Genomic DNA, 12293 nt, shown 5'->3' with positions numbered 1-12293 from the left:
CCTGTAACTGGAAATATGCATATTGAAATTCCTTTAATATTTAGGTCTAAAAGCACTTGGCTTTTTCTAACCACCCTCATAATCGCCGTGAAGGGAACGTTTTTTCCCTTACTACGATCATTGGGGGGTTTCATTTGAAACCGACGTTTATTCCGCATACTGATTACCAACAATTCGTCATGGAACAACTCCACGCCCGTTATGGACGCGCGATCTTGTTCGTGAACGCCGACTGGCCTTTAATCTTAAAATGCTGGCAGGCTGATCTATCCGGTATCACCACCCAACTACGGGCGACTTATTCGAACCGTGGGCCTGAACCACGCGATCCAGCCTCGATGCTGCGCTCCTATCTCGTCTACTTGTTTACGAATCCAGAAAAAGGGCTGACAGAATGGGTGAACATCATGATGCGAACGCCTATTTATGCCATCCTCAGTGGGTTTTCGCCGGATGATATCCCTGGGCTCGGAACGTTCTATGACTTCTTCCGACGGTTGTGGCCGATGGCAGATAAAAACATCAAACCCAACAAACAGCCCAAGAAAAAGAAGAAAAAGCAAAAACCCAAGAACAAGAAGGGGGAGAAAACCCCTATGAGACCGGGAAGAGTCCAGCGTTTAGTCACGTTTTTGTTACGTTATATGGACGTGCACGTCGAATTGCCCGGTGATCGGCTCTTCCATTTCTTCGAAACGAACATTTTGAGTGTTTCCAAAGAGCTGGGCTTGCTCGGCGATGCCGACCATCTTAGTGTTGCCGGGGACGGCACACCCCTTGTCACTCAAGCCTATCGCCGAAGCAAAGCCACATGTGATTGTCGTGCCCGTGGTATAACTGAATGCAACCATCATCGCTACTATTCCCAGCCCGATTGTGACGCGGGATGGGATAGCTCTCGGGAGTGCTACTTTAACGGCTATCACCTCTACATGTTCACCGCCGCCGATAGCCCTTACGATTTGCCTGTGTATCCGCGATTGCAGCCGGCTTCCCGACATGATGCCGTCAGCCTGGTCGCCAGCTCGGTTGAATTCCAGCAACGTTTCACCTTGGGCACGACCCGCCGGATGATTCTTGATGCCGCGCATGATGCCCATGCCATCTACGAACTTTTGATTCACCAAGAGATCGAGCCTTTTATCGATTTGAACAACCGAAGCAAAAAGAACATCGAAACGGACAGTGATATTCAGATCTCTCCGGAAGGCATTCCCATTTGTCCGAAAGGGAACGAAATGAAGCCCAATGGCTATGACAAAGCTCGGCACCGCCGTAAGTGGCGTTGTTCTCCTAATTGTGTATGTTCCGATGCCAAATACGGTCGAACCTATTACACACGCACCCAAGATGATCCTCGCTTGTTTCCCAACACCCCAAGGGATTCCAAAGCGTGGGAGCTGATTTATAACACACGCACATCCAGTGAGCGCACGAACAAACGCGAGAAAGTGGATTATCACTTGGAATCAGGCCGGCATCGTTCAACCATGATGTGGTATATGCGCATTTATGGCATTATGATCTGCCAACATCTCGACGCTTGGCACGCTAGCCAAAAAGGGGAGTGGGATCTACTTAAGAAAGACATCTGTCCGGCAGCCGCGTAAATTTTTTAAAAATGCCCCGACCGCACCTTAGTTAAGTGTGCCCTTTTTTGAAAATGGTTTTCATTATCATTATTTCCAGCTCAGATTTTGGCGCTACCCCCTTTTTTGGCTTACGAATTCCGAGAGGCTATGCATAGTGTATTGAGTTCGCATTTGAATTTAGATAAAACTAAAGGGAAGAGGCAGGGACAAAAATGTTTGATCAAATAAAAATCCAAACATGATGGGTGTAGACCCGCACGGAAATATCCTTCGCTTTCCTCCGTTACCACCGTTCATGGTTCGTTTTTAGGGTTAAACATTTTTGTCTTGCCCCAGCCCCCGGTTCCTCTTAAGCTTTTTTAATCCAAAATTTCAATACGCCCTCTTCTTCTGCTTCATCAACCAACTCATGGCCACCGGATTTTGTCCAGGCAACCAAGTCGCTTTTGGCACCTTTATCCGTTGCATGGATTTCCAGAATTTCATTTGATTCAATACCTTCGATGGCTTTTTTTGTTTTCACAATCGGCATCGGACATGCCATCCCTTTTGCATCTAATACTTTTGCTGCTTCCATCATAAGTTCCTCCTCATTTTGATTGCAATTTTATATTCCTACAATTGACATGAGCCTTACACCAGTATCTTAAGCATTTACGGCACAACGGTTTGGTCCCGTTTCCATTTCACGTTGTTCTTCGACTTCCGGGTTTATTTTTCCCATATTGGTTTGGCGGATCGTCTCGTGCTCATTTGGCTGCGGTGGCAGATTCTCGGTCACCATATCCCGGAATGATTGTTCATCTTCCACTTGCAATCCTGCGTTACGCTGATACAAGTCAACAAGCTTTGCCTGAACACTGCCGTCTTCACCCAGCTCTTCTACAGATGAATAATGGGCAGGCAATACGATCAGCTCATCAGATAGCTTCTTATAACGACTATACAGTGTCTCACGCAAGTCACCGACCCAATCATCAGCCTTTCCGGCCAAGTCCGGACGTCCGATGGATTTCAGGAACAGAATATCTCCTGTCAGCAAGTATTGTTGATCGATGATCAACGATGTGCTTCCAATGGTGTGCCCAGGGGAGTAAAGCGGGTGTACCTTAATAGTGGTATTGCCAACGGTGATATCGTGATCTTCTTCCAATGGTTTATAGTCAAACGTGACTTCACCGGCATCTTTCGGCGGTAAATGATACGATCCGCCAGTATTTTCGGCCAGTTGACGACTACCTGAAATATGGTCAGCATGAAGATGGGTGTCGATCGTATGCTTAATGGTGACACCTTTCTTTTGAGCAAAACGTTCATAAACATCCGTCATCCGGTTGGCATCGATCACCGCTGCTTCTTGTTCAGAAACTGCCATATATGACAGACAACCCTTACCGAGGCGGACAAATTGATAAAGGCTGCCACCTTCACTCAAGTCCGCTATTTTGACCGGCTCCAAATGTTGACTCCAAGATTGCATTCCGCCTTCCAGATCATAAACATTTGTAAAGCCTGCTTCTTCCATCGTTTCAGCAGCCATTTTGGAAGAATTACCTCTCGCGCAGACGACAATGACTTCCTGATTTTTGTTTATTCTTCCTGCGAGGGCATCGACACCATCCATCAAGTTGAAGTAAGGTTCATTGATAATTTCAACGCTTTCCCCTTCTATCTTCCAATCATCAAAATCATCCGTATTCCGAACGTCAAGGATGAAAGTTTCTTCCTGATTTACAATGCGACGTGCAAGTTCTTTTGTTGCTATGCTTTGGGACATACGCCATTACCTCCTTGGATTAAAATGTAAGTGACACATCAGCGTCTTTAGCAAATTCAATTTTTGGGCTGCCAGGTCACTGCGGCTCCCCAAATAATCTACTTCCAATTGTTCATCCCCCCTCGAACGTTCTTCACATTTATGAAATTGTGTTTTTGCAACAGCTTTGATGCTTTTAAACTTCTCATGCCACTTTGACAGATAACGGCGGTTTCGATGCTTGGATTTAATTCAATGATCCGTTTTTTGAGCGTATGCAAGGGAATGTTTTTCGCCCCACGAATGCTATGACCGGCAAATTCGTTTTCTGTACGTACATCGAGTAACTGTACTTCCTTATTTTGTAGCTTCGTTCGCAGTTCGTCCGTATCCATTTGCTTTACGCCTATCGGGCTCATTTGCATAATGAAAAAAATCATAATAACCACAAACAGAATGGCAAATACGGCGGACAATTCAATCGCCTCCTTTAAATGAATAAATTTACATTGCCGTCTTCGGCATCGGCAAGGTACGCTGCCACACCGGCATAATCAATCTCTTCGCGCAACTCTGTTTCCTGTAAACCGAGCAAATCCATTGTCATTGTACACGCAACCAATTTCACGTCTTGGTCATGCGCCATATCAACTAGTTCTGAAAGAGGCAAGGCTTGATGCTTTTTCATTACCTTTTTGATCAGCTTTGGTCCCACACCGGCAAAATGCATTTTTGATAGTCCCATTTTTTCGGTACCTCGTGGCATCATCTTCGCAAACATTTTTTCTAAAAAACCTTTGTCGGTTTTAATGTTTTCGCTTTTTCGTAGTGCATTGAGTCCCCAGAACGTATGGAAAATCGTGACTTCATGGTCATATGCTGCTGCACCGTTAGCAATAATATAAGCGGCCATAGCTTTATCGTAATCACCACTGAATAATACAATCGTCGTCCTTTTTTGAGTCATTCCATCCTCCTCATATACCATTACCCGTATGGGTATATTAATTCTAAAAATTTTTGATAGGTAATTTATTACCTATCATTATCGACTTTTTACTAGTAAATTTACGGCTTCATCCACAAATTCTTGCGTGTCTTCTCCTTCTTCATTTGCTTTTTCGACGCACTCGATCAAATTTTCACTCACAACTAACCCCATTGTTCTGTCTATGGCTGTCCGAGATGCCGATAATTGTGTTACCACATCTCTGCAGTCTTTATTTTCTTCCATCATTTTCAATATGCCTTTAAGTTGACCTTCAATCCTTTTCACTCGATTCTTCATCTGATCATTGTATTCCACTGAGTATCACCAGCTTCTTTCATTTAATTTAATTATATTTTATACCCTTGGGGGTATGATGTCAATAGGTTCATTTTTAAAATGGAAATATTTCCAGTACGGCCCCTCAATCCTCGAATCGTTTCCGTACCCCCTTGTCACGCCACCCCATGACGAAAAACATCTACTTTTCACCTGGTGGCAGCTTTACTGGTAAATAATGTAATATTCGTGTAGATGTTACACGTATCTAGGAGTACCCCCCTTTTTATTTCAAGCGAATAAATCACCGTCTCTCGCTTCTTTTTTGATATAATCAGCTACCCAATAAGCTAACGCGCCAACGGTCTCGCCCGGATTGTAGCCTCCCATGACCGGAAAGGCCGAGGATCCCACAACGAACAAATTGGATACTTCATGCGTTTGACAGAAACGATTGACCGCCGATTGTTTGGGATCTTCACCCATGCGTACCGTGCCTCCTTCATGGGTATTCAGTTCCCAGGGATCTCCCAGCTGCCCTCCCCAGATTTTCGTCGCTCCCCCAGCCTCTAACATTTCTTCGCCCTTTCTTCGCAGAAAGGCAAGTTGGTGTTTCGTCTGCGGATGCCAATCAAATGTTACCCGCGGAACAGAGATGCCCTGTGAGTCCTTCACGGTCGGATCGATGTCTACAAACTTATCGAGTTGCGGAGGTTCAGTCGGAAAAATCCTCGTTGTGTAATGATTAGGATACGCTTCAGCGATAAAGTCACGGTATTTTTGCCCCCAATCTGAAATTCCTTCCGGTGGTGGCTCTTCCGAAAAAGAAATGGGCTGACCGGCGTACCCAATGGGATCGGAGCCCGTGATGAGGCCACCCATGATAAAGGATTCTCCATATTCCTTCGGATTAAAGTTATCATCGGCGTATTGATTCACGGCCCATCTGGGCGTCGGTCCAATAAAAGCATTCATCCGTTCCTTAAACTTACCCAGCACTTGCGAGATCGGTCTCAGATGAAAATAGCTTCCCACCTGCTCGTTGTTATTCGCTATCCCGTTGGGAAACGTTGCTGATTTTGATAATAGCATTAAGTGTGTCGATTCGAGCGAATTAGCGGCAACGATCACAATCCGGCCGCTCACATGCTGAACCATTCCATGGCGATCAAAATAATGGACCCCTTTTGCGCGCCCATGATCATCAACCGTCAATTCAAAAGCGCGACTATGAAAGCGCAGGTCAAAATGCGGGTTTTTCCGTGCCTTGCGAATCTCCGTTAAGCCAACATCTCCTTTCGCTTCCACAACACAGCCGTAACTTTGGCAAAACCCGCAATAACCACAAGCCAGGCGCCCATCATAATCCACTGAATTAATCGCCCCGGGCGTCGGAAAAGGTTGATAATTCAATGATCGAGCCGCTTCAATAAAGTGACGGGTAGCATAATTCGGGACAGTGGGCGGCATCGGATACCCTTTCTTACGTGGAGGATGATAAGGGTCAAGGGTATGATCGCCATTAACGCCAATGCGCTCCTCGAATTTCTGATAAAAAGGTTCTAAATCGTCGTACGAAATCGGCCAATCCATCATCGCCCCGTTCTCTACCTGCCCAAAAACACTTTTCGCTCTAAACGTGGCCGGTTGAAATCGCCATGATTGCGCGCCCCAATGCAAATGGTCACCTCCAGGCCCCCATCCGCTCCAACCGGTGATCACTTTTTCGGTTTTATTTTTTTCATGGGACCGCCACGTATATCTCGGTTCGCTTTGAGGCCCCCACAAGACTTGGCTCCGAATGGAAAACTTTAATTCATCCATCGCGTACTGTTTCGAATCAATATCAGGACCCCGTTCCAAGGCGATGACATGAATGTTCTCATCCGTTAATTCTCGAGCGAGGATGCCTCCGGCACACCCACTTCCAACAATGACAACGTCCGCATCATAGCTACTCATAGTTTCCTCCTTTCACTCATAAGGCTTCCAGCCGCGACTTAAATGTGTGATCGGATGCAAGCGGGCGCCGGGAAACCCAATCAATTTCCAACCCTTTTGTCCATCATTTCCGCCATAAATGGGATCCGCGAACATTCCCTCCATTGTGTGTTGACGCAATATGGCAAAAAACTCTGTTTCTTCGATCTGTTTCACAATCGTATTTCGTTGTTGCTGGCCCAAATGTTCAAAGAAGGTCCGAAAATATTTATGAGACAGACGATTCATTTCGGCAAGTCCTTCTTCATAAACAAATACGTCTTCATGGTCAAATGTTCGCAACGCGTGTAATACATATCGGTCGGCCTTGACTTCTGTGGCCCCGGGAAAAATCGTCTCCACAGCTGCTCGTAGCGTTGGGACAGGGAAATAGGGACGTCGAGGGGCGACACTTGACACTTTCGGTGCTCCCTGTTCCCATTCGGCTAAAGAAAAACATTTAAAAGGCTTCCCTTCTATCGGAGAAGCGCGTTGGTAAGCCGGTCTTAAATGGATGATATTCACCCCCCCCCTTTTATGGTAGTCTTCAATCAATAATTATGTAAAAACACATAGGTATATAACGATTGTTATTAGCCACTGGCCGGTTAACGAAAAATGATCGAATGGCATGTGAATTTAAGGATGAGATTATTTTCCATCCTATGTCCTAATTTTGCACGTATCTCGGACTGACCCCATTTAAAGATAAATTTATACATGTAAATTTATACTATATTTTAGAAAATAAAGGATATAAAATGCGAGGACAGAAAATTTATATCAATGTTGCTTAGCGTATGATTTCCGCGTTTTGCTAACGGCATAGGTGACTGCTTTTATACAATGCTTGTTTTCAAAGAAACATGCAAATATAAATATTAAATAACTGTATATACAGAATAAAGGATACATTTTCCCCTAGGGAGAATAGCTATTTAAGCGAATATAATTCTCATGAAAGGTAATAGGAAGCCATTAAAAACCAAAATTTTGATTCTTTAACCCAATAACAGAAAAGTGCATTCGAGCAAAAGTTCGTTGGTCATATGGCATAAAAATCCTCATTACAGAAGATGATAAAGGTTAAATCTGGTAAAGTGAGGTATGCTTTTAGTGAATGATCCTAGAACTAATCTTTGGTCAGGAATTTTGTTTGGACTTGGTATGGTCGCGTTTATCGATGAAGCTTTGTTTCATCAGCTTCTTCATTGGCATCATTTTTATGACCGTTTGACAACAGAAGTGGGACTTGTTTCAGATGGGCTTTTTCATGCATTCAGCTGGTTTGCGACGATTGCTTCCTTATTTATGCTTGCCGGTCTCAGGAAGAAAAATGGCTTCTGGTTTAAGCGATGGTGGGGAGGTGTGATGCTCGGAGGAGGAGTGTTTCAGCTTTATGACGGCATTGCGCAACATAAATGGATGAGACTTCATCAGATTCGCTATGTAGAAAATGTCATAGTGTATGACTGGGTCTGGAATATCATTGCTGTTCTTATGATTATTGGAGGTACATTTCTCATTATACGTACACAATCTCGTCTAAAAGGATCCGTGTAGATGGCGGTATTGTCAGCTTTATTAACTATTATACTTTACACCTGGATCGGAATACGAACGAGTCAGTGCCCACGCCTACGCACCTGGCCCTCCAAACGATATGGTTTCTGGACGCTTGGCATCATTTCCATGTTATTAGCCCGTATGATTCATGTGCATGGGCACACCGATTTTACCATACATATGGTTGTTCATTTGCTTCTTGGCATGCTTGCGCCATTGCTCCTCGTACTGGCCGCGCCGGTGACGTTGCTGCTGCGTGCCTTGCCTGTAAGGCATGCTCGCATCGCAACTAGAACTTTACGCCTTAGGCTCGTACAGTTGCTCACCCACCCAGTCGTTACTGTTTGTTTAAACTTCGGGGGGCTTTGGATTTTGTATCGGACGAGCCTTTTTGAGTGGATGCATATATCAATGCTCGTCAGTGTATTGGTGCATATGCATGTGTTCGTGGCGGGGTTTGTGTTCACGACGTCGGTTTTGTATATTGACCCTGCTCCTCACCGTTCTAGTTTTCGTTTGCGAGCGGCTGTCATGGTGCTTGGGTTTGCTGCACATGCAGTGCTGGCGAAAATCATTTATGCGGAGTCGATTCCGGGCGTTTCAGCAGCTGATGCACGGCAGGGAGCGCTTTTGATGTATTATGGCGGTGATCTGGTGGATGCAGTGCTGATTGGTGTATTCTGTTTATTTTGGTATCGTCGTTTCATTTAATAAAAAACTTTATGAATCAATGTACTTCATGAAGTTTTGTATGACCACTTCATTCTTTTTCGCTTCGGTTACGGCTTTTCATCGTTTATTTTGGTCTACTACTATTACCTAAAGCATTCATAAGCCTGCAAAGGACCATGGCGTCTCATAGATTTCTCTTTTACCTTTTCATCCAATAGTTGCGACCTGCTCATAAATGATAAAGATTCCGACCCACGAATCAAAACCATTTATTTGGGGAAGGGGATACATGGAGGTCTATGTTACAAGGTTGGTCCTATGCGTACGTATAGGGATAGCCATATGTGTAAATGCATCCAATCCTTGAATCATCGTTACACCACCGTGCGTAAGGACCCGAATACGGCGGTTCAATAGGTTGCGTACGCACAAATCCGTCCCATGGCGATTCTTTATTCCCTGAAATGACTCCATACACGAAGGGACCGAGCAGCTAATATGCCTGATGCGCGCGCTTTTCTGATTCAGAGAGACATTATGCTTTTTTTTGAGCTTATGGAGGGACATGAACGCCATGTCCAAAACGATATACGATGGCCTTTATGTGAATGATTTTGATGATCATTCGTTGCTATTCCCCGAAAAATGCTTTTGAAGGGGGATAGGGCTGTGTCCCAAGAAATCCTTGGGCACAGCCCTTTGATTCATATCCCTCTATCATTTAAGGACGACGAGCCAACAAGAATTATTGGGTGTCATCGTCATTGTCCCTGGCATCATCGTTGTCACTAGCAACAGCATCTAGCAAACCCTCCCCTTGGGTGTTGGTTTCCAGACCGAGATCTTCAGCTCCCTCACGTAATCGCTCCTTCACCTCGTCTGGCCCCCATTCACGGTTTCGTTCTAACAGTTGCGCACACACGCCTGCACAAATGGGGGTGGCCATCGATGTCCCGGACATCGAGATATAGTCGTCATTGATGTGTTTAGCCTTTTCCATTTGATCGAGAAAGGCATCCGGCGCACGTATAGCGGTAATCTCCACACCAGGGGCAAGAAGATCTGGTTTCGTGTCTCCATCAATGGTTGGGCCTCGACTCGAGAAGTCAGCCACATCTACATCGGATCGATCAGGCGTCCCTTGTTCGTCCAAAGCCCCCACAGTGATCACCTTTGGACTAATGCCCGGAGAAGCAATGGTTCCTTCACCGGGACCCTCATTGCCAGCAGCGATACATACGACCATCCCTTCATCCCAAGCTTGGTCGACCGCTTGCACCACCGGATCGTCGTCTTCAGGTTCCGAGGCCGGGCTCCCTAACGATAAGGATAAAATCCGGATGTCGTAGGCCTCTTGGTTTTCGATACACCAATCGACGCCAGCGATAATATTGGATAAGGAACCGGCGCCCATCCTATCAAGGACTTTGACCCCGACGATATTGGCTTTAGGAGCTGGCGCTGTATATTCCCCATCGGATTGATGGCCATTCCCGGCTGCACATCCGGCGCAGTGGGTCCCGTGACCATTATCGTCATAGGGTTCTTCCTGATCATCAATGACATCTTTAAAGCCAATGATTCGCTCTTCAGGTTCCATGAGATCTGGACTCGGATGAACCCCTGTATCAAGAATGGCGACCGTCACCCCTTCGCCTTCACCGGTTTCATCCCTTTCTTCTTGGAGATCGCTTGCTCTGGTCGTTTCGGTAGCGGTATCAAGGCTAACACTAAATGTCCGATCAAGATACACTTTCTTAACATCCTTGCAGTTATAACAAAGATCTTCAAGCGCTACAGCTGTGAGCGTTCCGCCTTGTAACGAAAAACGCGGAAACGATCGGTTCACTTGACAGTGTGCATAGGTGTTCACGATGCTTTCCAAATATTGAACACCACTGGTCAAACACCCTGTCTTAAATTGAACCATAACAGGGAAAATCTTCGCAGACGCTGCGACCGCTCCGTTTAACTCCTCTCTTAAATGACCATCGATCAAGGATAAACCGGCAACATTCCTAGCAGCATAATTGAACATATCCCTTTACTCCTTTCTCTTCTATCCGTGTTCAATCACCCGTTATGCTTTGTCCACCAGAGCGCGAAACGAATCTAAATCAAAGATAGGGAAAGCTTCATATGTTTCATATTGTATCTATTGGAATAATTTTGATGATTATGATTCGCTATTCCCCAAAACCTCCGTGCTGAAACATGTTTCAGTGCCTTGCTGGGTGGACGTTTTATTTTCGAAAGTCAGCGCCAGCATTGATGGTATGAGGGGCAGCAATCATCCCGGCACATGCAAACCCAAACACCAAGAACAAAAGGAAAAGGACCCATTGCTTAGGGGGGCTTGCCAATATTTTTTTACCATAAAAATCCCGGAAATTCTTACGCTCAGGAATGTTCCGGGATGCATGTTATAGGTGTAGCTGCCTCAAAGCCATCTGGATCAAACCGTCATCTTGCTTTGAGCACCACCCTCTAGAAGTCGTCCATGCCGTCGTCCTCATCTTCAGCTCCAGGATCTTCTTCTATGCCACCGTCACCTTCATCTTCAATGCCGGAATCTTCTTCTGTGCCATCTTCATCTTCAAGTCCGGGATCTTCTTCCATGCCATCCTCATCTTCAGCTCCAGGGTCTTCTTCCATGCCGCCTTCATCTTCGCCGCCATCCATCGGGACTCCCTCATCTTCAGCTCCGGGATCTTCTTCCATATCTCCGCATGCGGCTAGCATACCAACGGAAAAGATGCCAGAAAGGGCACCATAAAGCAGCTTCTTATTCATGATTACATTCCCCCATATGGATAAATGATGAACCTCATTTGCTACGAGGATCATATCAACGGAGGGACCATCTGTATATGGAATACGCCTCTTTTTGATATTTTTCCAAAAAATAGAAATATAAATGAAAATGGCTTGTAATCAAATGATAAAGCGATCAACAACCCTTGACTTCTTTCCCTAAGCGCCGAGAAAAAACGGGGCATGATGACAACGATAAGCCTTTACGCCAAATCGTTCGTTGCCCTTCGTTCCTTTAGGACTTTTACATGTAACTTCTAAGGGGAAATGGAAGAGTCAGGAATCCTTCGAACCTTTGGAGGTGGGAAAATGAACGTGAGATCCTTCATGAAAGTGAAAAGACATCGAAGATACCCTATCGTTGAAACCTTTTCAAAAGAAATCACTAAAAGTCCATGGCAACAATTCAAAGAGGATAGTGTAAAAGAGATCGTCATTAGAGTGAACAGAGAGCAAGGAACACAAGCCCAACATTTGCAAGTGATCCATGATTACCTCTGTGAATGTCGCCCATTCTTATCCGTTGCTCACATAAATGAACTAGGAAATCATTTATTAAAGATGTTCGGATTGAAATAGAGAATGATGCTTATTCGCGATCGGGAACACCATCGGAGAGATATTGGGTAAAAACATCCATCCTCCG

General features: G+C 45.2%; 13 protein-coding genes. 4 read left to right on the top strand and 9 right to left on the bottom strand.

Translation table 11 applies throughout. The features are described 5' to 3' along the window. Positions 1-134: 134 nt before the first annotated feature. Complete coding sequence (locus tag EPH95_RS19375; protein ID WP_264371979.1) at positions 135-1610, top strand: transposase; 1476 nt, start codon at positions 135-137, stop codon at positions 1608-1610. A gap of 331 nt (positions 1611-1941) precedes the next feature. On the opposite strand, the gene EPH95_RS01870 is transcribed toward EPH95_RS19375, so the two are convergent. The 7 genes from EPH95_RS01870 to EPH95_RS01840 form a co-directional block, all read right to left on the bottom strand. Continuing rightward, on the bottom strand, positions 1942-2169 hold the full coding sequence (locus tag EPH95_RS01870; protein WP_142091442.1) for a sulfurtransferase TusA family protein: 228 nt from the start codon (positions 2167-2169) through the stop codon (positions 1942-1944). A gap of 69 nt (positions 2170-2238) precedes the next feature. Beyond that, complete coding sequence (locus EPH95_RS01865) at positions 2239-3369, bottom strand: MBL fold metallo-hydrolase (RefSeq protein ID WP_142086841.1); 1131 nt, start codon at positions 3367-3369, stop codon at positions 2239-2241. Between the two features lie 98 nt (positions 3370-3467). Then, positions 3468-3824, bottom strand: coding sequence for a rhodanese-like domain-containing protein (locus EPH95_RS01860; RefSeq protein ID WP_227004007.1), 357 nt, complete (start codon positions 3822-3824; stop codon positions 3468-3470). Positions 3825-3838: 14 nt separating this feature from the next. Beyond that, the gene (locus EPH95_RS01855; protein WP_142086839.1) at positions 3839-4315 is read right to left on the bottom strand and encodes a DsrE/DsrF/DrsH-like family protein; all 477 of its coding nucleotides are present in this window, start codon (positions 4313-4315) and stop codon (positions 3839-3841) included. Between the two features lie 78 nt (positions 4316-4393). Continuing rightward, positions 4394-4654, bottom strand: coding sequence for a metal-sensitive transcriptional regulator (locus tag EPH95_RS01850; RefSeq protein WP_114375738.1), 261 nt, complete (start codon positions 4652-4654; stop codon positions 4394-4396). A 252-nt stretch (positions 4655-4906) separates the two neighbouring features. Next, entirely contained in the window at positions 4907-6577 is a 1671-nt protein-coding gene (locus EPH95_RS01845; RefSeq protein ID WP_142086837.1) for a GMC family oxidoreductase, read from the bottom strand. 12 nt (positions 6578-6589) lie between these two features. Then, on the bottom strand, positions 6590-7120 hold the full coding sequence (locus tag EPH95_RS01840; RefSeq protein WP_227004006.1) for a gluconate 2-dehydrogenase subunit 3 family protein: 531 nt from the start codon (positions 7118-7120) through the stop codon (positions 6590-6592). 582 nt (positions 7121-7702) lie between these two features. Between EPH95_RS01840 and EPH95_RS01835 the strand changes: the two genes are divergently transcribed. Both EPH95_RS01835 and EPH95_RS01830 read left to right on the top strand, forming a co-directional pair. Further along, entirely contained in the window at positions 7703-8158 is a 456-nt protein-coding gene (locus EPH95_RS01835) for a DUF2243 domain-containing protein (protein ID WP_142086834.1), read from the top strand. Then, complete coding sequence (locus EPH95_RS01830; RefSeq protein ID WP_142086832.1) at positions 8159-8872, top strand: cytochrome c oxidase assembly protein; 714 nt, start codon at positions 8159-8161, stop codon at positions 8870-8872. 706 nt (positions 8873-9578) lie between these two features. Here EPH95_RS01830 and EPH95_RS01825 read toward each other — a convergent pair. Beyond that, positions 9579-10871, bottom strand: a complete 1293-nt coding sequence (locus tag EPH95_RS01825; protein ID WP_142086830.1) for a S8 family peptidase — start codon at positions 10869-10871, stop codon at positions 9579-9581. Between the two features lie 449 nt (positions 10872-11320). Next, complete coding sequence (locus tag EPH95_RS01820; protein WP_142086828.1) at positions 11321-11626, bottom strand: DNA primase; 306 nt, start codon at positions 11624-11626, stop codon at positions 11321-11323. 330 nt (positions 11627-11956) lie between these two features. On the opposite strand from EPH95_RS01820, the gene EPH95_RS01815 reads away from it, so the two are divergent. Continuing rightward, entirely contained in the window at positions 11957-12226 is a 270-nt protein-coding gene (locus EPH95_RS01815) for a hypothetical protein (protein ID WP_142086827.1), read from the top strand. Positions 12227-12293 lie beyond the last annotated feature (67 nt).

Source organism: Salicibibacter halophilus (assembly GCF_006740705.1).
In the GTDB taxonomy this organism is placed as follows: domain Bacteria; phylum Bacillota; class Bacilli; order Bacillales; family Marinococcaceae; genus Salicibibacter; species Salicibibacter halophilus.
This window is presented reverse-complemented; position numbering and strand designations above follow the sequence as displayed.

Coding starts and splice junctions, on each gene's coding strand:
- EPH95_RS01870 (WP_142091442.1), bottom strand. CDS start 2,169: ATGGAAGCAGCAAAAGTATTAGATGCAAAAGGGATGGCATGTCCGATG.
- EPH95_RS01865 (WP_142086841.1), bottom strand. CDS start 3,369: ATGTCCCAAAGCATAGCAACAAAAGAACTTGCACGTCGCATTGTAAAT.
- EPH95_RS01855 (WP_142086839.1), bottom strand. CDS start 4,315: ATGACTCAAAAAAGGACGACGATTGTATTATTCAGTGGTGATTACGAT.
- EPH95_RS01845 (WP_142086837.1), bottom strand. CDS start 6,577: ATGAGTAGCTATGATGCGGACGTTGTCATTGTTGGAAGTGGGTGTGCC.
- EPH95_RS01835 (WP_142086834.1), top strand. CDS start 7,703: ATGCTTTTAGTGAATGATCCTAGAACTAATCTTTGGTCAGGAATTTTG.
- EPH95_RS01830 (WP_142086832.1), top strand. CDS start 8,159: ATGGCGGTATTGTCAGCTTTATTAACTATTATACTTTACACCTGGATC.
- EPH95_RS01825 (WP_142086830.1), bottom strand. CDS start 10,871: ATGTTCAATTATGCTGCTAGGAATGTTGCCGGTTTATCCTTGATCGAT.
- EPH95_RS01820 (WP_142086828.1), bottom strand. CDS start 11,626: ATGAATAAGAAGCTGCTTTATGGTGCCCTTTCTGGCATCTTTTCCGTT.
- EPH95_RS01815 (WP_142086827.1), top strand. CDS start 11,957: ATGAACGTGAGATCCTTCATGAAAGTGAAAAGACATCGAAGATACCCT.